The sequence below is a fragment of the Paenibacillus sp. FSL W7-1287 genome, assembly GCF_038004245.1.
Lineage (GTDB): Bacteria > Bacillota > Bacilli > Paenibacillales > Paenibacillaceae > Pristimantibacillus > Pristimantibacillus camelliae.
This window is the reverse complement of record NZ_JBBORD010000001.1, coordinates 4,024,817-4,046,966: the sequence shown is the minus strand read 5'-3', so window position 1 is coordinate 4,046,966 and position 22,150 is coordinate 4,024,817. Positions and strand designations below refer to the sequence as shown.

Annotated in this window: 16 protein-coding genes; 12 read left to right on the top strand and 4 right to left on the bottom strand. The window is 44.9% G+C overall.

The annotated features are described in order from the left end of the window. Genes NSQ99_RS18200 through NSQ99_RS18185 form a run of 4 tightly spaced genes read left to right on the top strand, consistent with a single transcriptional unit; the run spans position 1 to position 5,875 of the window. Complete coding sequence (locus tag NSQ99_RS18200; RefSeq protein WP_340838325.1) at positions 1 to 1,641, top strand: hypothetical protein; 1,641 nt, start codon at positions 1 to 3, stop codon at positions 1,639 to 1,641. Between the two features lie 10 nt (positions 1,642 to 1,651). Beyond that, a complete protein-coding gene (locus NSQ99_RS18195; protein ID WP_340838324.1) occupies positions 1,652 to 2,902 on the top strand; it encodes a glycosyltransferase family 2 protein in 1,251 nt (416 codons plus the stop codon). A 50-nt stretch (positions 2,903 to 2,952) separates the two neighbouring features. Further along, entirely contained in the window at positions 2,953 to 5,052 is a 2,100-nt protein-coding gene (locus NSQ99_RS18190) for a cellulose biosynthesis cyclic di-GMP-binding regulatory protein BcsB (protein ID WP_340838323.1), read from the top strand. Next, a complete protein-coding gene (locus NSQ99_RS18185) occupies positions 5,021 to 5,875 on the top strand; it encodes a diguanylate cyclase domain-containing protein (RefSeq protein ID WP_340838321.1) in 855 nt (284 codons plus the stop codon). Before NSQ99_RS18190 ends, NSQ99_RS18185 begins: the two co-directional genes overlap by 32 nt. A gap of 95 nt (positions 5,876 to 5,970) precedes the next feature. On the opposite strand, the gene NSQ99_RS18180 is transcribed toward NSQ99_RS18185, so the two are convergent. After that, positions 5,971 to 7,743 (bottom strand): glycerophosphodiester phosphodiesterase, encoded by a 1,773-nt coding sequence (locus NSQ99_RS18180; RefSeq protein ID WP_340838319.1) that lies wholly within the window; start codon positions 7,741 to 7,743, stop codon positions 5,971 to 5,973. Between the two features lie 279 nt (positions 7,744 to 8,022). Between NSQ99_RS18180 and nirB the strand changes: the two genes are divergently transcribed. From nirB to NSQ99_RS18155, 5 genes are all read left to right on the top strand, one after another. Further along, entirely contained in the window at positions 8,023 to 10,431 is a 2,409-nt protein-coding gene (nirB, locus tag NSQ99_RS18175) for a nitrite reductase large subunit NirB (RefSeq protein ID WP_340838316.1), read from the top strand. A gap of 2 nt (positions 10,432 to 10,433) precedes the next feature. Further along, a complete protein-coding gene (nirD, locus tag NSQ99_RS18170) occupies positions 10,434 to 10,751 on the top strand; it encodes a nitrite reductase small subunit NirD (protein WP_251667527.1) in 318 nt (105 codons plus the stop codon). Between the two features lie 279 nt (positions 10,752 to 11,030). After that, on the top strand, positions 11,031 to 11,828 hold the full coding sequence (locus tag NSQ99_RS18165; protein WP_340838313.1) for a formate/nitrite transporter family protein: 798 nt from the start codon (positions 11,031 to 11,033) through the stop codon (positions 11,826 to 11,828). 187 nt (positions 11,829 to 12,015) lie between these two features. Beyond that, the gene (locus tag NSQ99_RS18160) at positions 12,016 to 14,418 is read left to right on the top strand and encodes an S-layer homology domain-containing protein (RefSeq protein ID WP_340838311.1); all 2,403 of its coding nucleotides are present in this window, start codon (positions 12,016 to 12,018) and stop codon (positions 14,416 to 14,418) included. Positions 14,419 to 14,792: 374 nt separating this feature from the next. Continuing rightward, the gene (locus NSQ99_RS18155; RefSeq protein ID WP_251667530.1) at positions 14,793 to 15,296 is read left to right on the top strand and encodes a CarD family transcriptional regulator; all 504 of its coding nucleotides are present in this window, start codon (positions 14,793 to 14,795) and stop codon (positions 15,294 to 15,296) included. Positions 15,297 to 15,422: 126 nt separating this feature from the next. On the opposite strand, the gene NSQ99_RS18150 is transcribed toward NSQ99_RS18155, so the two are convergent. Genes NSQ99_RS18150 through NSQ99_RS18140 form a run of 3 tightly spaced genes read right to left on the bottom strand, consistent with a single transcriptional unit; the run spans position 15,423 to position 18,819 of the window. Beyond that, positions 15,423 to 16,010 carry an HAD family hydrolase gene (locus tag NSQ99_RS18150; RefSeq protein ID WP_340838309.1) on the bottom strand — a complete coding sequence of 196 codons (588 nt, stop codon included), beginning with the start codon at positions 16,008 to 16,010 and terminating at the stop codon, positions 15,423 to 15,425. A gap of 44 nt (positions 16,011 to 16,054) precedes the next feature. Continuing rightward, entirely contained in the window at positions 16,055 to 16,573 is a 519-nt protein-coding gene (locus tag NSQ99_RS18145; protein WP_340838307.1) for an MgtC/SapB family protein, read from the bottom strand. Between the two features lie 26 nt (positions 16,574 to 16,599). After that, the gene (locus NSQ99_RS18140) at positions 16,600 to 18,819 is read right to left on the bottom strand and encodes a glycoside hydrolase family 88/105 protein (protein WP_340838304.1); all 2,220 of its coding nucleotides are present in this window, start codon (positions 18,817 to 18,819) and stop codon (positions 16,600 to 16,602) included. A gap of 226 nt (positions 18,820 to 19,045) precedes the next feature. Here NSQ99_RS18140 and NSQ99_RS18135 point away from each other — a divergent pair, with 226 nt between their 5' ends. The 3 genes from NSQ99_RS18135 to ltrA all read left to right on the top strand — a co-directional run bounded on the left by NSQ99_RS18135 (position 19,046) and on the right by ltrA (position 22,033). Beyond that, positions 19,046 to 20,053: a LacI family DNA-binding transcriptional regulator gene (locus NSQ99_RS18135; protein WP_340838303.1), complete on the top strand. Its 1,008-nt coding sequence runs from the start codon at positions 19,046 to 19,048 to the stop codon at positions 20,051 to 20,053. Positions 20,054 to 20,433: 380 nt separating this feature from the next. Further along, a complete protein-coding gene (locus tag NSQ99_RS18130; protein ID WP_251671621.1) occupies positions 20,434 to 20,607 on the top strand; it encodes a hypothetical protein in 174 nt (57 codons plus the stop codon). Positions 20,608 to 20,770: 163 nt separating this feature from the next. Then, positions 20,771 to 22,033 carry a group II intron reverse transcriptase/maturase gene (gene ltrA / locus NSQ99_RS18125; RefSeq protein ID WP_340838301.1) on the top strand — a complete coding sequence of 421 codons (1,263 nt, stop codon included), beginning with the start codon at positions 20,771 to 20,773 and terminating at the stop codon, positions 22,031 to 22,033. Positions 22,034 to 22,150: the final 117 nt, after the last annotated feature.

Here is a 22,150-nt window from a genome sequence, read left to right as displayed (position 1 = left end):
ATGAGCCACAAAAATTTTTGGTTTCTCATAATATTCAGCATCATCGTCCTTTGGCACGGCAGCGCGCTAGTTTCCTATGCGGCAGAGCTTCAGAAAATCGTTAACGAAGCTACAGAGCAAAATGAGCACGTATCCTATGCAGCAGATTCTAGGACGCAAGTAACCGAAGCTATGGAGCAGCAAGCACCGAATGTGCTGCTTGTATACGACAGTCTTGCAGTTGGCAGTGCGAAGGAAGGCAATGTTGATGCGCTTAAGCGCCTGCTCGGTGGCATGGGAGCAGTGGTGAAGATCGTTGACGCAGAGCGATACGTGTCAGGCACGATGGAGTCGTACTCGCATGTCATCCTCCTGCGCAATCATGCAGATTGGAGCTATGACACAGAAGAACTCATGCAGGAGCTGGCGCAGTATGAGGGGGGCTACCTGCATATCGGCCCAGGCCCAACCGAGCAGCTGGCTACGGCGCTCAATCTTGAGCTGAAGGCGCAGCTGCCTATTACAATCAGGATGAAGATGGATGCCTTTAGCGACACGATTACACTAGACAACGATAAGCTATTCGTAGCTTCAAGTGCTACCAAGGCGCACACCTATGGTAGCCTACAGTACGGCGATGAAAGTACGGACACTTCATATGGAGCAAGACAAGGTAGATTTGCCTATATCCCCTTCTACTATAAAGGAGATATGAGCGAGTGGGCGGCGGGTTATGTATTTAACGATTGGCTTAATATAGAGCAGCAAGGACATGTATATGTGCTACTAACAGAGGTGTACCCTTTCTCCGACTTGGACATGCTTAGGGAGCTTAGTGATCGACTGTATGAAGCGGGTATTCCATTTATCGTTAGCACGAAGCCGCTGTTCAGTAACTTTGATTACCCTGCAGCCAAGCGATATGTCGAAACGCTGAGATACCTGCAAGCTCGCAATGGCAGCATCCTCATTGATGCACCTGCGGTTGCGGATACGATTAGTGCGGATCTGTCCGTGCTAACAGATAATATAACATCCTATATTCACTTTTTAGCTGAGCATGACGTTGCACCGCTTGGAGCAACGGCGGAAATGTACTGGTTTCAGGATCAATACTACACGGCTGAAGGGCTCGACTTCTACGATTCGGTCATTATGCTGCCTAATGTAAAAGTGATGAGCAATATGCCGACCGATACACTATCAGCCTATTCCTCCTCGCTCTATAGCATCAACGTAGACGAATGGCAAACCTATGCGAGGAGTCAACAGGTCATATCTACTATGCCGTTCAATATTGCACTAACCTTGGACATGCAGGAGGAGCTTGATGTGCTGGAGCAGCAGCTCACATGGCTAACGAAGTCATGGACTGCCTATAGCGACTATAAGGCAGGCAATCATCGTGTAATAACGGACAAGGACGAGATTGTTGCCAAGCAGGGCCGGTTGAGAATCAATGGAGAAGCGGCTGTACTGCAGGAGGCATATGATTCGATTAGCTCTGAGTATGTTTACATCGAGAAGCAGGAGGAAAGCCTTAAGCAGCTATTCACCGTTCAGAACAGAATTTTTATCGTATTGATCGCTGTGGTGCTCGTCATCTTTTTCGTATTTATTATGATTGGCTATCGCATGTACAGAAAAAAATATATGAGATAGGAGGGTGCAAATGACCACAGCAGACATCATGATGCTCTTTTCAGTATTTAGTATTTGGTCATTGCTGCTCGTCAATGTCGTCCTTATTATCGCGGGCTACGGCTATTACATGAAAAATGATAAGCGAGACATACCAGACATTGAAGGAGAAGCACCGTTCGTATCCATTATGGTGCCCGCGCATAATGAAGGGAAGGTAATTGTGCAGACGGTTCGATCACTGCTGGCGCTAGATTATCCGCATGATCGCTATGAGATTATTATCATTAATGACAACTCCTCGGACAACAGCAAGGAGCTGCTTGAGCAGCTGCAACAGCAGCATGCAGGTAGGCAATTGATCATTATCAATACGGATGCAGTGACGGGAGGAAAAGGAAAGTCGAACGCGCTCAATATTGGCTTCCAGCGAAGCAAAGGGGAGCTAATCGCGATCTATGATGCAGATAACACACCAGAGAAGACAGCGCTGCGTTATCTTGTCGCAGAAATCGTTCATGATTCCTCGTTAGGGGCGGTAATTGGCAAATTCAGAACACGCAATCGCGACGTTAATCTGCTTACACGTTTTATTAATATTGAGACGCTGTCGTTTCAATGGATGGCCCAGGCAGGAAGATGGAATCTGTTTAAGCTATGTACGATACCAGGCACGAATTTTATATTAAGACGAAGCATTATTGAGGCGATCGGCGGCTGGGATACGAAAGCAATTGCCGAGGATACAGAGATTAGCTTTCAAATCTATCGACTCGGCTATCGTATCAAGTTTCAACCAAAATCAGTAACGTGGGAGCAAGAGCCGCAGTCATTGAGGGTTTGGTTCAAGCAGCGTACAAGATGGGCCAAAGGAAATATTTACGTCATCATTAAAAACATTCCGCTATTGTTTGACCGATCAGCGAAACGTGTGCGTTTTGACATTATATATTTTCTATCGATCTATTTTCTACTGCTTACCTCTCTACTATTATCCGATACGATATTAATTATGAATGCACTTGGGTATGTAGAGACGACCATAGCAGGCTTTAGCTCATTTTTATGGCTATTAGCCATCGTGCTGTTCATTGTCGGGACATTCGTTTCTCTCGTTACAGAAAAAGGGGAAATGCGACTCTCTAATGTATGGATCATTATGCTCATGTACGTCACGTACTGTCAGATGTGGATGGTCGTAGCGGCATACGGTCTATATCAGTACGTAAAGGATACGATATTCAAGCGCGAAGTGAAATGGTATAAAACTGAACGATTTTAGCATTGTTTTAGCATAACAACAAGAATGACTTACTAAAAGGAAGCGTGCTTATGATGATAACAAAATTACGTTGGACCCGACTTTTGTTTTTCGTTTTATTGTTCTGTTGCGCGGTACAAGCCGCGTCAGCTGAAGAGGCACCAGAACAGAAGATTGAGCATAGCCTTTCCACGCAGTCGATGTCAGGCTATCAATCTATGAATGACCAATATTTTGAGCTGGAAAGCTATTGGGAGATTACTAAGGTGCTATTGCAGCTGCAGTATGATGCATCGCCATTAGTGGACGAGCAGCTGTCCAGCATGACACTTTACGTGAACGGGACGCCCTTTCACTCCTTTCGGCCTGCTGCCGAGAACAATCAAGAGTTGACTGTTGCGATCCCAAGTAAATTGCTCGTTGAAGGCGTTAATACGTTGTCGCTGCAAGGGAATCGTACAACGAGTACAGATGAGCAGCTGTATAATGTGTGCACCGTCAATGATGAGCGTGATAATTGGATGACGGTTAAGGATAGCTCGACGATATCCATTCACTATGTGAGCAAGCCATCTCAGCAGCATATTAGTGATGGCTATGAGCGTTTCATTGGCATTGACACATCGAAAGCCTCATCCCATGCAGTAGTCGTTAGCGATGAGCAATCAGCCGCTGAGCTGGAGGCTGCACTTTATAGCATTGCTGGATTGTCTAAAGCAAAATCTAGCGGCGATAAGCAGATTCCATTGCTTATAGAGGGAGATCAAGAGATTGCAAGCAAGCAAGTAGTGCTCTATATTAGCAAATTAGCGCATTTGCCAGCTTCTATCAAAGCTCAGCTAGGAGATACAGAGCTTGCAGATCGCGCCATCATTAAGCATGTACAGCTCGGTGGTCAAACGATGCTGCTCGTAGCCTCTGATAGCGATGAGCTGCTTGTAAAAGCTGGACGATATGCCGCCAACCAAGAGCTCATGGAGCAAACGACGTTAGCTGAGAAATATATTGATGAGGATACGGATGTGTTGACACCACCTGTCCAGGTTAGCCAGTTTATTAAGCTAACAGAAACGGGGGACAAGCTTACCGGTCCGATGCATCAAGAAAAAGAATATTATATCGCCTTGCCAGCGAATCAATCGATTGCTGAAGCGAGCAAGATTAGTCTAGATTTGCGATATGCTCAAAATCTTAATTTTGATCGTTCGTTAGTGACGGTATTAATCAATAATAAGCCGATTGGCAGCAAGAAGCTGTCAGAGGTAATGGCGAATCAGGATATGCTTGAGCTGCCTATCCCGAAAAATCTCGATGTGAACGGAAATTTCACCGTTAAGGCTGCTTTTGATTTAGAGATTGATCATACGCCATGCACTGTAACTCAGGATCAAATGCCATGGGCATACATTGATTCTACATCAATGCTGCAATTGAATACGGTAGATCGCAGTGATCTGCTGTTCAATTACTATCCGGCAAACTTTATGCGGGGCGGAGGCTTTAATGCGATTGCCATCGTAATGCCCGAACAGCTGACTGAGGCTGATTATCGCTCTGTCGCGAACATCTTCCATTTGCTCGGACGCTACGCACAGACAAACCATGGCGAAATCCATGTATATCAAGACTCTGTAGATGAAACTGCGCTGGAGAATAAGCATATTATCGCGATTGGCTCGTACCAGAATAATGCACTCATTCGTAAGAATAATGAACAGCTTTACTTCAAATTCGATGAGCGTGGAGCGGGCTTTATCTCGAACGAGAAGAAAAGCATCGAAACCGAATATGGCAAACGCATCGGATCGCTTCAGCTGCTTCCATCTCCATATAGTGAGGGCTACGGCATGATGCTTGTTACAGGGGCGGAGCCGCAGTACTATGAGCTCGCATCTCAAGCGATTGCTTCGGAAAGCACGCTGTGGAAGCTATATGGAGACAGCATTGTCGTAGATAAGGATGGTCATCTGTCTGCGTATCGCTTTAAGGAAGAGCTGCAGCAATCGGGAGGAATGCTCCCTATTTTTGAGCGGGATGATGTACAGAGCTTTGTGCTTTCTGCGATGCTTACGATCATCGTAGCCATCGTAGCCCTGCTGTTATTAACTCGTAAACATTGGCGTAGACGGAGGAAAAACGATGAAACGAATTCAAAACAGCTTAGTATCTGATGTCGCGTTTTTATTGTTTATCGGTGCTTGCATTGTAACGATGATTTTTATTGCGAGTGATCCTAGCTCCTATGTAACGAACATGTTTTTCTTGAACACGACGTTTCTAATTGCAATCATCACCTATTTTACGACAATAATGACCGGCTTAATTCTTAATCTGCTTTTTATATTCGGGTATGGTTCGTTTACGCTATATCAAGCGGCCACGACAGGTGAGCTCGTAGGTGCTGCCAATTACTACTGGCTAATCATTACACCTATTTTCACGATATTCATATGGCTGTATACACAGACGAATCGCATGCTACAGGAAGAGAATTTGCGGCTGCGCAATCAAAACTCCTCGCTTGCAATGATAGATGAAGCGACACAATTAAAAAATACATTGTCCTATCAGCAGGACGTGACGACGTTTATGGCACTGTCAGAACGCTATGATATTCCTTTGACGCTGCTCGTTATAAAGGTGAAATATTGGGATGAGATTAAGCGGATTATGAACACTGAGCAATTTTCTAGTGTGCTGATGGAGGTCTCCGATATGAGCCAATCACTAGTGCGCAGCAATGATTCGATGTATTTGCTTAATAAGGAAAACCCAACCTGGGGGCTAGTGCTGTTTACTGACCTTGAAGGCTCATCCATCGTTATTAAGCGATTGAAGGATCAGATCGACACACTAAACGATGAAGAATTTAAGCAAAAGTTTACTGTCGAGCTTCAGCTGAAAATTGGTGCTGCGCAGTATGATAAGCTGCAGCCTGTATCACCGCTCGAGCTGATTGCTCAGGCAAAGCGGACGATGGAGTATGATGTGTAGAAGATGGACGTATTCATAATAAGCACTACGTACGAATGATAAAGAAGCAGCCGGTTGTCGAGATTATTCGATAACCGGCTGTATCTATTTCAATCTTACAGATTCAATTCAATCATCGATTGTGCACGTCCAGGATAATCGGTAATCATGCCGTCGATACGGAATTTCAATACTTCCTTCATATTTTTAGAGCTGTTGACAGTCCACACCCAAACTTCACGGCCTGCCGCATGAGCCTCCTCGACTAATTGTTTGGTTAGCATCGTTTGTTCAATCGTATAAAAATCGACATCCAAAGTGTTTAATGAACCTAATGCAAAATAGAGCACTTGTCCGATTTTAATATTTGGCTCAAGCATGCGAATTTGAAGCAGCGCGCTTTGATCGAACGACTGAATATAAACTTCCTGGCCCATGTCAAAGGCTTGAATCTGCCGAACGATCTCATGGACTAAAGCATCGCTTGGCCCATATGGCTTTAAATCAATCAACAGCTTCGTACGCCCTTGAGCTACCGCTAATGCTTCTGTAAATGTAGGAATATAGACAGGCTCCATATTGGCATCATAGCCAATAACAAAATTGCTTAATTCCTCAAATGTAAGATCAGCGATTCGTACCGGTGTCCCCGTCATGCGCAGCAAGGTTTGATCATGATGAAGCACAGCAATTCCATCCTTTGTCATTTGTACATCAATCTCAACGGACTGATAGCCTTTTTCGATCGCATCGATAATAGAAGGCAACGAATTTTCAGGCGCATGTTCAGTATCACCTCGATGTGCTGAAATCACCACCGTCCATTTAGCATAAACGAGATTGTCATTCGCTCTGAAACCGATATAAAGAGCTAAGCTTAGGTACACAATGGCTATTACTACAAACCATAAGTGTGGGCGATTTATCCTTTTCAAGGAAGCGAAGAATCGTTTTTCCAAACGACCTAACTTGCTGCGATAAACATAGGCGCTATCTTGCGGCTTCTTTCCTTGGCTGTAGCCGAAATAATAAAATAAACGAGTCAACACGATGATATTAATAGGAATGACTAGCAACGTGAACATATACGTCAAAATTGTCGATAGCGTTAACGAGTAATGATTGGAGAAGGCTTTAAATAAATCAATATTTAACCACACCGGCAAATAAGAGAGTGTAGTAATAACGAGAAAGCTGCCCCCAACTACAGCTCCGTTCAGCAAGGCCAGAGCGACAAACAGCCGCAAGCGTCTTCCCCGCGTCAACGCCTGACTGCTGCGAATGGCTTCCGTAATGGTCTTACCCTCCAACATAATAAAATGCAGCACAAACACCCAGCGCAGTACAATATACAACAATATTAAAACGAGTGCGACGTATATAAAAGTCATCGTAGTTGAAGCATCGATCACTTGATTTTGAAAGAAGATAGGCAGATTAAATAATGCATAAAATGATTCTGAAAATGGAGAATCAATAAACGGTATCAGTAAAAGTAGAAAAAACAATAACTGTACAAAACCAAATCCGAGCAGCCGCGGTGTTCTGCGCAGCGTCGTCAACAAAGCATCAGTAATCGTAATATCTTTGCTAAAGTATGCTTGCTGGACGATGATAACAATTACACATAGCTCAATAAATAAGGCAAAGGAAGAGAGTAGACCAATCAAAACTAACCCGGTCACACCCTCATAACTCATGCCAATTCGGTATACTTCCCCATTGAGCAAGGAGCCTGATCCTACTACCATCAATATTCTATTAAAGAGTAAGGTGATGACTGGAATAATGACAAAGCTTGTAAGCAGCATAAAAAAGTATTCAAATACAAGTAGTTTCTTATAAGAGGATCGAAAGTCTTGCAGACTTCTCCCTAGTAGTTTCAGCATGTCGAATCATCCTATCTGCTCAATAGATTCTCTAGTCTATGTTATTTTGCTATGCAAATTTTTTTCCTGTCAAGAACTTTTACTAATTTAGTATAAAGAACTAGTCTTTTAGCACCTTTTAGCACCAAATTCTATTTCATCAGGATAGGGATTTGTCATAATCAACAATTAGGGAGTTCCCTAATATACGAACGCAAAAAGGAATGCTATCATTAAAACATGAAATGTGAAAAGATTCACAATAAGTAAGTGATATTTTTCACTAATAGGAGGTACGCAATGATGAAAGAGAGACTATTACTTATTGGCAATGGGATGGCTGGTGTAAGAACGATTGAGGAAATATTGGAGCGAGACTCCTCAAAATATGAAATCACCATTATCGGTGAAGAAAAATATACGAACTACAATCGGATTATGCTGTCCAACGTGCTGCAAAACAAAATGACGGTAGATGAAATCATTACGAATCCGATGCAATGGTATGAAGAGAACAATATTAAGCTTGTCAATCATGATCCAGCAGTAGCGATGGATACTGAACGGAAAGAAGTAACGACAGAAAGCGGCTTAAAGCTCGCTTATGATAAATGTATTATTGCAACAGGCTCACGTGCCTTTATATTACCGATTGAAGGCTCACAGCTCGAAGGGGTTATCGGCTTCAGAACGATCGATGATACACTTCTCATGCTTGAGCAAGCGAAAAAGTTTAAGCGTGCTGCTGTTATTGGCGGTGGCTTGCTTGGTCTTGAGGCTGCGAAAGGTCTCGTTGATCAAGGCATGGAGGTTACCGTTATTCATTTGGAAAAATGGCTAATGGAAACACAATTGAATGAACCTGCGGGTAACCTGCTGAAAAAGGATCTAGAGAAGCAGGGCATTCAGTTTCTAATGGAGAAGAAAACAACGCGCATTATCGGCACAACGAGAGTAGAAGGACTTGAATTTAGTGATGGGACGACGCTGGAAGCAGATGTCGTCATTATGTCAGTTGGTATTCGCCCTGTGACGCAGCTTGCGAAGGATGCAGGCTTAACGGTCGAGCGCGGGATCGTTGTGAATGATTTTATGGAAACAAGTGCAGCTGATGTCTATGCGGTTGGAGAATGTGCACAGCATAACAATATGGTGTATGGACTCGTTGCTCCATTGTATGAGCAAGGTAAAGTGCTTGCGGATCTACTAACGGATCGACCTGTCGAGGGCTACAAAGGAAGCACCGTATCGACCTCTCTGAAGGTATCGGGCTGTGATCTGTTCTCTGCAGGAATCATTCGTGAGAGTGATGAGGTAAAAAGCATCGAGGCTTTCAATGGGCTTGCAAACAGCTACAAAAAGCTATTCATTAAAGATCATCATATCGTCGGTATTGTGTTGTACGGGGATGTTTCTGAAGAGAATCGCTATCATAAAATGCTGCGCGATAAGAAGGATATTTCTGAGCTGAATCCTGTTACGTTGCTCGCTTCTGCAGAGGATGGAGGCGTAAGCGATAGTGTAGTGAACTGGGACGATGCGGATACAGTGTGCGGCTGTAATGGCGTAACCAAAGGAACGATTGTGGGTGCCATTCAGACGCAAGGACTTACATCTGTTGCAGAGGTTTCTCGCTGCACGAAGGCTGGTAACTCTTGTGGTAAATGTAAGGGAGATATTGGTGAGCTGCTTGCTCATGTCCTTGGCGATAAAGTGGCTCAAGCACCAACAGGAATTTGCGGCTGTACTGATCTGACTAGAGATGAGATCGTATTGCAAATTCATGAGAAAGGCCTAATGACCTCGAAAGAGGTATTTAAGGAGCTGCAATTCCGGAACGAGGAAGGCTGCTCGAAGTGCCGCCCAGCTATAAACTTCTACCTTAATGTCGCGTTCCCTAAAGATCATGAGGATGAAAAAGAATCTCGCTTCGTCAATGAGCGGATGCACGGCAACATTCAGAAGAGCGGTCAATTCTCAGTTATACCAAGAATGCGTGGAGGTCAGACAACACCACAACAACTGCTGAAAATTGCACAGGTGGCAGAGAAATATAATGTACCGCTTGTAAAAGTAACAGGCAGCCAGCGAATCGGCTTGTATGGTGTCAATAAAGAAGATTTGCCTGACATCTGGGAAGAGCTAGATATGACATCAGCTTCGGCTTATGCGAAAGCTGTTCGTTCTGTAAAAACATGCGTTGGTGCAGCCTTCTGTAGATTTGGAACGCAGGATTCTATGGGCCTCGGCATCAAGCTCGAGGAGCGTTTCGAGTATATCGATACTCCGCATAAATTCAAAATGGGTGTATCTGCTTGTCCACGTAGCTGTGCAGAGAGTGGAGTGAAGGACTTTGGTGTCATCGGCGTAGAGAATGGCTTCCAAATCTATATTGGCGGTAATGGTGGTACAGAGGTGAAGGAAGCACAGCTGCTGACAACAGTTGAAACTGAGCAAGAGGTTATCGATATTTGCGGTGCTATGCTCCAATATTACCGTAAAACAGGGGAATATGCAGAGCGTACAGCGCCTTGGATCGAGCGTTTAGGCTTTGATCATGTGAAAGCAATATTGCTAGATCCGGCTCAACGTCAAGCATTAAACGCTGAGCTAGATGAAGCGGTAGCCGGTAAACGCAAGGATCCATGGACTGAGGTTCGCAACAACGAAAACAATGAAAAAGAGCTTTATACGGTAGGGAGAGTGTAAGGATGATCGAGCAAAAACAAAAGGTATTCGTAGCTAAGCTGCAAGAGCTGCCGATGCGCATCGGCCGAGAAGTCATTGTCGATGAGAATAAAATTGCCGTATTCCGTCTATCTGATGATCGTGTAAGGGCAATTGGCGGCGTATGCCCGCACAGTCACGGGCCATTAGCCGAAGGCATCGTATCTGGAGATTATGTATATTGTCCACTGCGTGATTATAAGGTTTCTCTGATTGATGGCAAGGTCCAGGAGCCAGACGATGGCAGCGTCGCAACCTATGAGGTAGTGATCGAGGACGACAGCGTATATATCTTGTTATAAACTCAATATTCGAAGCCGAATAAGCTTCAGCTTTACTTCTTACGTTTACTTGAGATTATCACCGCGAATCGTTTTTGATTGACGACCTTGTTCCAAAGGAACACCGGAGGAAATCAAAAATCGATGAGCGAACTGAGAAGCGCAGCGTACGTAGTGGGTACGTGAGCATTCGAAGGCCTGGCTGAATTCAAGATTCGATGTCGATTAACATTCAGTGACACATCGTGATCAAAGTCGGACTTTTTAAGCATCCACTCCAATGTTGGAAGGAGGAAGACCATGTACAAACAAACAGTCCAAACCCTCGCCGAAGCCGGAGCCGCGAAGCGCGATTATATGAAGCAGCATAAATTGGGCTATTTCATCTCTACGCTGCTGGCAGGCGCTTATGTGGGGCTTGGGATTATACTCATATTTTCTATAGGAGCACCGCTTGCACAAGCGGGCTCCCCTTACCAGTCATTAGTGATGGGAGCGAGCTTCGGTATTGCATTGACCTTAGTCATTATAGCGGGTGCAGAGCTGTTTACAGGTAATAACATGGTGTTTACCATCAGTACGCTCTCCCGCAAAACTACGCTTAAGGATACAGGGACGAATTGGCTGATCGTATTTATTGGCAATCTGCTAGGCGCAATCATGTTAGCGTATTTAATTAGACAAACAGGGCTGTTCAACTCGATCACTGCTGATCATTTGATCTTTACAGCCGCAGCTAAAAAGATGACCTTGCCATTCTCTGATTTATTTTTCCGAGGTATTCTATGTAACTGGTTAGTCTGCCTTGCAGTTTGGATGAGTATGAGGCTGAAGAGCGAGGGAGCGAAGATGTTCGCTATTTGGTGGTGCTTATTCGCCTTTATTGGAAGCGGCTATGAGCATAGCGTAGCGAACATGACCTTGCTAAGTGTCGCGATGTTTTTACCGAATCATCCAGAGGTTATTGATCTTGGAGGCTGGCTGCACAATATGATACCCGTTACGCTTGGCAATATGGTAGGTGGCATATTGTTTGTAGGTATGGCTTACTGGAGAATATCTCCTGTGAAGCAGGTTGAAGAATTAAACCGGCATTAGCTCTATATGATTAGTGAAGCCTCATTGACAACTTCAATGAGGCTTCTTGCTATGTTTGGAACGCTAGCTGACTAAATATTGCTGTAATGCGTTGCATACTTCTGTCTTATGCCTGTTGTTAATGCAACCTTTTGTAATGTAGATAAGTCTAATAGATGAAGATATTGACAATTAAGGGGTTGATAAGGTGAGGAAAAGAATTGGTAAGGCATCAGCGATTCTCATAACGGCAGCGATGTTAACAGCTATGCTTTCTTCAGCTGCATATGCTGAAACTGCAGGAGAAGGAGTGAAAAGCTTAATGAGTCAAGCGTCATCCGGACAAGCAAGCCAAAGCACATCATCGTCTGCTCAAGACTCACAATCCAATGAAGCAAAGTCAGCATCCATTACGAAGGCGAAAGCCGAGGAGCTGGCACGTAAGTATGTCAATATACCAGAGGAATACGTGCTGCAAGGGGCGAATTTATCCTCGGACCGACTGATCAAAGGAATCCGCAATATTTGGGGATTGAGCTTTGTTAAGCGTGTCAATAACAAGCAGACAGGGAGTATTTACGTTGGCATTCATGCTGACAATGGTCAGCTCATCAACTACAGCTTCCATAATGCAGTCGATACAAAGCCGAGCTATCCGCTTAAAGTAGAGCGTGATGCAGCCGAAACTGTGGCCGAAGCGTTTATCTCCGAGGTTGCAGCTGATTATGCGGGGAAAGTTAAGCTGAATGAAAGCTATGGCGCCGCTGTGCTGCCAGCACTAACCGGCGATGTACGACATCATTTCAGATTTGACCGCTATGTAAATGAACTTCCATTTCTAGATAATTATATTGATGTCGTTGTCGACAGCGAAGGCTATGTTGTGGAGTACAACTTCGTCTGGGATGATACCATTGTTTTTCCACGAGTCGAGAGCTATTTAACGCTAGAGCAAGCGACGAAGAAGCTTCATGATACCGCTACCCCAGAATTAAAATATATAATGACGGCTGGAGAGAATGGTAAGCGTATTCCCGCCCTAACCTATGAGCTAGCTCCTTTTTCTATTCATGCAGTTACCGGTAGTAAGTGGGATGAGGCGATCTACAGACACTATAGATACGCAGGCGAAGTGTCCGAAAAGCCGGTCACTGACAAGCCATTATCCTCCAAGCCTCAGCTGACTAATATTAAAGAAGAGCAAGCGATCGAATTCGTTACATCTGCATTTGGGCTGCCTGAGGGTGCTGAGCTGAATCATTCCAGCTATAACGAATATACAGATGATGTAACGGAACAATTAAGCTCAAGCTGGAATTTTAGCTGGAACGTTAAGAAGGATGGGAAGGAAGCAGGATCGATCTGGGCGGCAGTGGATGGACAGACCGGAGCGGTGCAAAGCTATAATCTATATTGGCGTAACAGTGATGCCCCTGAAGGCAAGGAGCTATTCGCATTAGCTGATGCGACCAAGGCTGCTGAAGAAATCATTAAAAAGCAGCTGCCGTGGCTGTCACATGAGCTGCATCTCATTAAGCCCGATCCGAAGCAATATGAGAATCTGAGCGCCTCTGATCTATCTAGCTACTATATTCGCTTCGTTCATAAAGTGCATGGAGCCAGCATTGAATATGATCATGTTAATGTAACGATTGATGCAAAAACAGGAGAAATTACTGGATTTGAATCCAATATTCATCCGTTCGACTATTCGAAGCAAGCGCCTAAAACGATTGCAACATCTGAGGCCATAGCTCGCTTTATGGATTATTATCAGGTACAGCTAACGTATAAGGTTGCCAATGAATACTCCTTAGATGGTCAGCCGATTCCAATTGAGAAGTATAATGTCATGCTTGCATCTGGCGATAGTGACTCTATTGAGAAAGTAACGATTGAATCCACAGTTAACCTCGTCTATCGTCTTGAAGCGAAGCCACTTGATGAGCGAGTGTTTCTCGATGCTGTGTCAGGACAATGGCGGAGTATGGAGACGGGAGAAGTGACTCAGCTGGAGCGTCCTCAGGTGCTAGACATCGAGGGGCACTGGGCTCAGCGTCAGCTAGAGCTGATGGTTGCTTACAAAGCGCTTGACGTAGTGGATGGAAAGGTAAGGCCGAATGCGCTGATTAAGCGTGGAGAGTTAATTAAAATGCTCGTCATCGCAAGAAACGGCGGAAATCGATACTATGCTACCGCTAATGATTCTTCTGCACAGAATTCGAGCTCCTTTAAGGATATCAGTGTCGGTTCAGAATATTTCGCTTATGTCGAAGATGCGCTCCAGCAAAATCTGATAGATATAGGGGATGGGTCCTTTAATCCGGAAGGAACCGTCACTCGAGATGAGATGGCAGAGCTTATTGTACGTGCATTAGGCTACAATACGCTTGCACAGCACGAGCATATCTTTGCAGATAAATTCAACGATTCACAGCATATAAAGAACAAAGGTCAAGCAGCAATCGTTGTTGGTCTCAACATTATGAGTGCTAACGCAGATGGGAAATTCCAGCCGAGTAAAAAGGTGCAGCGTGCAGAAGCAGCAACTGCATTCTTCCGATATTTACAGTCTCGAGCTGATCTACAGGAAGCTCCATTACGATATTAGAAGATTCAGCCTCTCCCACTACTAAGTGTGGAGAGGTTTTGCTGTATATATAATAACTTAACGCTCATAATAAGAGGGAGCACCAATAAAAAAGAGGGTGTACATAGAAAAAAAGCAGGCAAGCTGCATGAAACGCATCCATCGTGAATATGCTTTAAAATAGACTTGACATATATATGGTATAATATATATAGGTAGTAACAAATGTAGCTAATGGCAGTGAATGATGAGCAAATTGTGATGCAATAAAAGACCGTTTCAATCTGTTGGTAGTATACTACATGGTGAAAAAAATCACATTTATTTTTAAGCTCTGGTTCCTTACCTAACCTCATTCTGCTAAATATGTTTTTCATAATCAGGAGGAGATTGTAATGTTTGAACATGGAGATTATGTTGTATATGGTAGTAGTGGCGTCTGTCAGGTTGATGCGATAGGCAAGCCAGATATACCTGTTGCTGATGAAAGCAAGAGCTACTACAAATTGTTGCCTGTGCACGGGACAGAAGTGATATATTGCCCTGTAGATACGAAAGTGTTTATGCGGCCTATTATTCCTCGTGAAGAGGCTGTTCAGTTAATACAGGCAATCGGTCAAGACGATATGCCTAGCCTAGATACGAAAAAGGTACACGCCCATCAGTTTTATGAATCACTGCTTAATACCCATGACTGTCGTGATCTCGTTCAACTCATTAAAGTGATTTATTCAAAAAATAATGTGACGAGCGAGCTTCGAAAAATGGGTGGCACCGATCAGAAATATCTTAAAACAGCCGAAGATTTATTGTTTACAGAGCTTTCGGTTGCACTCGGTGCTTCCAAGGATGATGTGAAGAAAGAAGTGGAGGCTGCGCTTTATACAATGATTGCATAATGGCAGCATCGTTAATAACAAGAAGCAGGCCTCTCAGCCATGTATGTGGCAGGGAGGCCATTTTGTGCTTATTAGCTATAGATTACCGTCAATCGTCTATATTCGTCTATGTTCTAAATTGCAATTTCATTGAGGTATTATGTTCGCACCAATATCTGTCTTTATCTCTGGCTTGATCGGCAGACCCTGCTCCAGTCGTTCATTTAAGCGTTCAGCTAGCTCAACGAGCTCCATAGGAGTTTCAATTGTGTAGTCAGGAGCCTCAAGCTCGTCGGCAGGCGTTTTTGGATATCGCGGCGTCCAGCTAAGATGTACACTCGTAATACCAAGCTGATTGGCGCCTTTAACGTCACGACTTAGATTGTTCCCAACCATAATAATTCGCTGTACATCCTCTGGCTCTAGGTCAAGTGATCCCATTGCAGCCTTAAACATACGTGAACTAGGCTTGTATATTCTAACCTGCTCAGAGTAGGTTAACGTTGTGAAGCAATCGTATACGCCGTTTTGCGTTAATATGTTTTTGAACGATTGTGCCAATCCATCTGCTACGATTGCTAACGTAAACCCGCGAGCATGCAGCTCCTGAACCATCTTGTCGGCACCAGGAATAACATCCGCTGTAAGCACGACCTCGTTCTCATCGCGTATCTCCGTGCTCTCATCAATAATGGTATCGCCACTATCTAGAAAAATAATAAGTTGCTTTTTCATCCTTTCATCCTCCATCTACATCGTATTGTGAAAGCTAACGATGCTTAACCATTGTGCTGCTTAGGTATAGCATCATGGTACATGCGCTTATATTCGAGCTGCTGCTCACGACCTTCAACCCATTCGCCAAGCTTTAAGAACAACGTTGTGACAAGCAAGGCAAATATGACGATTGTATAGAACCCTGCACCGATTCCAATCCCTGCTCCGCCAGCAAAAAAAATCATGGCAGCTGAGGTAAGACCGCTAATTTTCACACCGTCCTTAAGGATGACACCAGCACCGATAAAGCCAAGACCCGTCACGATCTGAGCGGCGAGACGCATCGGATCCATCATCGTTTGCTGACGTAATCCAGCATAAAGCGTTACGCTCTGAATCGACACGATTGTAATTAAAGTAGAGGCGGCAGCTACATACATGTATGTTTTAACGCCAGCTGGTTTTTGCTTATGTGTGCGGTTTAGACCAATGATAAAGCCAAGTATACAGCTGACTAATATTCGAAACAGCCACTCAAACTCACCCAGCCAAGCTACAATGAGCTCATCCGTATACAACACATGCAATCACCCTCCTTTTTAAATGATCAAGCACGCAGCAGCTCGACCTCGACGCCGGCTAGCATCATAATGCCAATCCCGTGATTGTCATTCACTACGGTTCGGAGATCATACATGTAGTAATCAGGTGCGAAGGAATATCTTGAGCCGCTGCACACGCCATGCACATGCCCTTGCCGGGTAATCGCATAGTTCGTTAATGCATTCCAGCCGTGCGATACGACCGTTTTATAGTCTACAGCATCATCTAACCAGCCAAAGCGAAGACCTCTTGCAATGCCATATACGAACATCGCCGTACAGGAAGCCTCCTTGTAGCTAGTAGGCTCATTAACGACCTGATGCCATAGGCCGCTGTCACTTTGATAGGAGACAATTCCTTGTACAAACTCTCGATAGAATGATAGAAGCTCATCGTATAACGCATGCTCTGTAGGGAGCCTTTCTAGCAGCTCAGATAGTGAGAACAGCACCCAGCCGTTGCCACGTCCCCAAGGTACTCGAGTCGCACGGTTATATTTGAAGTCATATACATGGCTCATCAATCGCTGATCTTCCATGAACAGATAAGATTTATATAGTATAAATTGCTTGGCAGCCTCATCTAATGCAGCTTGTTTATTAAATAACGCGGCATAACGAATGAGAAAAGGGGTGCTCATATATAAGTCGTCGGCCCACATCGTGTCAGCTGAGTATTCACCCTCGCATAAGCGATAAAACGCACCATCTGCTCGTCTTTCGAGCTTATGAAGTATAAAATCAGCAATTACATCTGCGATACGTGCATAGCCTGCGTCTCCTGTAATACTGTAAGCTTCAAGCATAGCTGAACCGAATGAACCGCAGTTATCGAGCATTTTGATTAGGACAAGCTGATGGTTAATCGAAGGGAAGCCATATTGCTCATAGTCCCAAAGCGAATACTCATACCAGTCTGTACAGGTAGAAATATGCTGCAATGCGTATTGCACCATATCCTCGCGTCCAAGCAGCTTACCGCTGCGCAGCAGACCGTACATCGTTACGCCAAGCGGATAATCCCATCGAGCATAATTGCTCATCGTACCAACGGTCCATTTATTGCTTAGCATGGCGTTCTCATAGAAAGGTCGAACAACATAGTTAGGTGCATCGAGCTGCCAATAAAGCAGTTTACCGTTCATCCCTTGTATGAGTGCACTGGGATTGAATGATTCATTGCTTGGAGCTGACATAGCGTCGGCAGCTAACGGTCCAGCATAGATCCATGCTCCACTATATCCATGAATAAGCATTGGAGGCGTATAGATTAGCTCTTTGCCGTTCATATGAAAGGTAAGCTCAAAGCCCCAATGCTGCTCACCACTAGCTGTCCATACCTGAACATGCTGTAGCTGCTTGCTCGATGCAAGCTGCAGCTGCTCCGTATACGAGCCAGCTGTAGTCGAGCTGAATACCAGCTGATCCTCAATCCATATCGTTGTCGCCCCATCTGTGTGAAGGCTCATCGTTATAGCAGTGCTGTTGCTAGGGACATCTAACATTGTTCTGGCAATGGCTGATGCATTGGGCTGATACCCGAATAGTCGCTCCATATGATGCTGAAGCAGCTCCTGCTCTGACCATTCACAGCGTGGATGCCAAGTGAGCTCCGTTTGCTTTTCATGCTCCGTGTAAGCTGGGAAATACTGCTGAGCTTCACCGTAGATGGACTGTGAGCAAGGCTCGGAATAGAGCCAACCAGCCTGGCCAAAGCGGTTAGAGAAGGGGGACAGCACCTGAAGGATACGGACCTTTCCTTCCTCAGCACCGAAGCGGCAGCCAAAGCCCGCAACTGTTTTTCGAGCTTCGATTAAGAGGCTGTTCCAGCCCTTTCGGAAGAGCAGTGGAATCGAAGCGCTTCCATTTGGCTTTAACTCTTCGATGACAGTAGAGCGATACAGCCTCTGTTCGTTTAGATATAGTGTAATCGGGCCAAGCGGCTCCATTACGGCATCAATCGAGCGCTCCTCATCACTCCACACTAGCGCCATCGCATAAACATATGAGCCGTTCGGACTTGCTGCATATCGTTCCGTAAAATCTAGAAGGTACAAGCCCTCACTGTTTTGCATAATACCCGAAGTGGAGAAAGCGCGATGGATAAAGGGAAGAGGTGGGTTAGCCCCAATATAACGATTAGCGACAACCTCAACGACGCGGCTGTCCTCTGAACCAAAGCTATAATAAGCACTTTCTTTCACATCAAATTCCAATGCGGTCACGCACCTTTCCTCTCTAGTTACAGGCACAAAAACATGGTACTATATAGTGAAGGGTAAGCGTTTTCCCTTCTATTGTAAAAGTTAACCTGAAGTTATGCAATACATAATTTCAATATTTTACTAGGATGGGGTAATATAAGAGTAAGAGAGCTACCTGTTCGTGATAGAAATAATTAAATTTTACTGATGCATTCTATTTATCTTTTAGATTGTGGGGAGTAACGGAATGAAGATAACGATCTATGATGTGGCGGAGAAAGCAGGCGTGTCCATAGCCACGGTTTCAAAGGTCATAAACAACACAGGAAGAATTAGCGATAAAACAAGAAAAAAAGTTTGGAGCATCATGGAGGAGCTTGATTATCAGCCAAGTGCAGTTGCATCAGCATTATCAGGTAAAAGCACCTTTACGATTGGTCTCACCTTACCGGATCTAGCCAATCCGTACTTTGCTGAGATCGCCAGAGCGATAGAGGATCAGGGAAGGAAGCATGGCTTCAATGTGTTTATGTGCAGCACCGATAATGATGCAAGCAAGGAAGAGGAGTATTATCAGCTCTTTATGAAAAAGCGCGTCGATGGCATTATTATGGTTTCCCGTGATAAGGAAAATGTGATTGTAAAGAAGATATTAAATGAAAAGGTGCCGCTCGTGATGATTGCTCGTGAGTTCTTCGCCGTACCCGTCACATCTGTCATGGTGGATGATTATTATGGCGGGATGCAGGCAGGTCAGCATTTGCTGGAGCAAGGACATCAGCGTATAGCCGTTATCGTTGAAAACTTAACGGAGCTAGGAAGCAAGGAAAGGCTTCGTGGGGCTAGCGATGCTGCGAAGGAGGCCGATATTGCTATTCCAGAGAGCTATGTAATTGAAGGTGGCTATACTCTTGATAGCGGCAAAGCAGCAATGAAGCAGCTGCTTATGCTTGAACAGCGACCAACAGCAGTATTTGCCTGCAATGATATATTGGCGATCGGTGCGATACAAGCGGTAAGAGAAAGTGGACTGCGCGTGCCTGAAGACATCTCTATCGTAGGCTATGACAATACGATATTAGCAACCATTGTTGACCCGCAGCTAACGACTGTCGCGCAGCCGATCAAGGAGATTGGAGAGCGAGCTGTGGCACTGCTAGTCGAGCAAATCCAAAGCAAGGAATCGCTTAGACAGCGTGTCGTGCTTATGCCGGATTTAGTCGTAAGGCAATCGACTTGTGAGATTTCAGAATAGGTTGTTGCCTCTAAAAATGTAAATAACGGAATTTTACATGATCTATAATTATAATAATTATGAAATGGCACTTCACTCATACATTCAGACAAGTGGATGTGTTTTCATGAGAAAAAATTAGAAAGGCTTCGCATAACAGATGCGAGGCCTTTTTTGCTGTGTGCCCAGCATGGGCGCTATCTCTAGGGTTCAAGTCCCGAATGGTGAAGGCAGTAGTAGCCATAGCTTAAGGCAAGGGTGTCCATCGCGAGGTGGAATCTGAAGGAAGCCAGCGGCAAATCTCCGGTCTGAGGGACACGAACTTCATACAAGGCTAGCGTACGTTGGATGAAGTTGCCGCACAAACTGAAGTCCATACTGCCGAAGGCGTACGAGAGTAAATGAAGCAGATAGATGGAGAGGAAGATAGCGTTCTTACCTGGGGAGATCTGTGCGGAATGCGAAGTGAACTTCGTAACCTTGCCCACGAGGGCGAGCTGAACGTACAGAAGTCAGCAGAGGTCATAGTACGCAGGCTGTTGCAACAGCTAGCGGAAGGACCGAACATGGAATAGGAATGAAGAATCTTGGCGTTCGAGGATGGGCGATGAAAGCAGACAATCCGAAAGGACTTATCTGAGGAAAGTAGCGGTGAATACGCGAGGGTACTCGGAAGGGCAGAGCTCATCAGCGGCACAAAGAGAAAGAATCATTCACGCAAGGGAGTTGTATCTAAGGATGATCGAAGAAATACTGTCACGAGAAAATATGCTATCGGCGCTAGCGAGGGTCGAAGCGAATAAAGGAAGCCACGGCGTAGATGGCATGTCGGTAAAAGATTTACGCAGACACCTCGTACAACATTGGCAAACCATTCGTGAAAGCATAAAGAAAGGAGCGTATGAACCGAGTCCAGTCCGTCGGGTCGAAATCCCGAAACCGAACGGTGGAACTCGGCTCTTAGGCATACCTACGGTGACAGATCGCCTCATTCAACAAGCAATCATCCAAGTATTAACGCCTGTATTTGACCCAACGTTTTCCGAGCAAAGTTATGGATTTCGCCCACAACGGCGAGGGCATGATGCGGTAAGGAAAGCACGAAGCTACATGGAAGAGGGATACCGCATTGTGGTAGACATTGACATGGAGAAATTCTTCGACCGAATCCATCACGACCGCTTAATGGCAAAACTAGCGGAACGAGTGACAGACAAAATGGTGCTGAAACTTATTCGCGGCTATCTGCAAGCGGGAGTAATGGAAGGAGGTCTCGTTCAAGCGACAACGGAAGGGGCTCCGCAAGGAGGTCCACTTAGTCCGCTATTATCGAACATCGTCCTAGACGAGTTAGATAAGGAACTGGAAAAGAGGAACCTTCGTTTCGTGAGATATGCCGACGACTGCAACATCTATGTGAAAACGTGGAAGGCAGGACAACGAGTGATGAGCTCCATTACTGCATTCATCGAAGGAAAACTGAAGTTGAAAGTTAACCGAGAGAAAAGCGCGGTTGACCGTCCATGGAGGCGTAAATTTCTAGGTTTCACGTTCAGCTGGGAGAAGAAAAATCCGCGAATAAAGATCGCAAAGCTATCACTAGATCGAGTGAAAACAAAGATTAAATCGATCACCTCTCGGAGTAAGCCAATCCCGATCGAACTACGAATAAAGGAACTTAATCAATATCTCACAGGCTGGTGCGGTTATTATGCATTAGCCGATACGAAAAGTGTGTTCCAAGCGTTGGACGAATGGATAAGAAGAAGGCTTCGAATGTGTATATGGAAAGAATGGAAGCAGCCGAAGACAAAGGTCAGAAAACTGCTGTCGTTAGGCGTTTCGAAACAAAAGGCACATGAATGGGGAAATTCGAGGAAGAAACACTGGCGAATTGCATGTAGTCCGATTCTTCATCGGTCAATGAACAACCAATATTGGTCATCTCTTGGACTGAGAAGTTTAACGGACAGATACAGTCTTTTGCGGAATATGACATGAACCGCCGTGTACCGAACGGTATGCACGGTGGTGTGAGAGGACGGGGGCTAGCCGCCCCCTCCTACTCGATTGGACATTGAAGCTTAGCCTTATAATCCTTCGTTGGAATTCATGTTG

Excerpts from the sequence above, each read along its gene's own strand:
- NSQ99_RS18200 (WP_340838325.1), top strand. The coding sequence starts at position 1 with ATGAGCCACAAAAATTTTTGGTTTCTCATAATATTCAGCATCATCGTC.
- NSQ99_RS18185 (WP_340838321.1), top strand. The coding sequence starts at position 5,021 with ATGAAACGAATTCAAAACAGCTTAGTATCTGATGTCGCGTTTTTATTG.
- nirB (WP_340838316.1), top strand. The coding sequence starts at position 8,023 with ATGATGAAAGAGAGACTATTACTTATTGGCAATGGGATGGCTGGTGTA.
- NSQ99_RS18135 (WP_340838303.1), top strand. The coding sequence starts at position 19,046 with ATGAAGATAACGATCTATGATGTGGCGGAGAAAGCAGGCGTGTCCATA.
- NSQ99_RS18195 (WP_340838324.1), top strand. The coding sequence starts at position 1,652 with ATGACCACAGCAGACATCATGATGCTCTTTTCAGTATTTAGTATTTGG.
- NSQ99_RS18150 (WP_340838309.1), bottom strand. The coding sequence starts at position 16,010 with ATGAAAAAGCAACTTATTATTTTTCTAGATAGTGGCGATACCATTATT.
- ltrA (WP_340838301.1), top strand. The coding sequence starts at position 20,771 with ATGATCGAAGAAATACTGTCACGAGAAAATATGCTATCGGCGCTAGCG.
- NSQ99_RS18130 (WP_251671621.1), top strand. The coding sequence starts at position 20,434 with ATGAAGCAGATAGATGGAGAGGAAGATAGCGTTCTTACCTGGGGAGAT.
- NSQ99_RS18190 (WP_340838323.1), top strand. The coding sequence starts at position 2,953 with ATGATGATAACAAAATTACGTTGGACCCGACTTTTGTTTTTCGTTTTA.
- NSQ99_RS18155 (WP_251667530.1), top strand. The coding sequence starts at position 14,793 with ATGTTTGAACATGGAGATTATGTTGTATATGGTAGTAGTGGCGTCTGT.
- NSQ99_RS18180 (WP_340838319.1), bottom strand. The coding sequence starts at position 7,743 with ATGCTGAAACTACTAGGGAGAAGTCTGCAAGACTTTCGATCCTCTTAT.
- NSQ99_RS18165 (WP_340838313.1), top strand. The coding sequence starts at position 11,031 with ATGTACAAACAAACAGTCCAAACCCTCGCCGAAGCCGGAGCCGCGAAG.
- nirD (WP_251667527.1), top strand. The coding sequence starts at position 10,434 with ATGATCGAGCAAAAACAAAAGGTATTCGTAGCTAAGCTGCAAGAGCTG.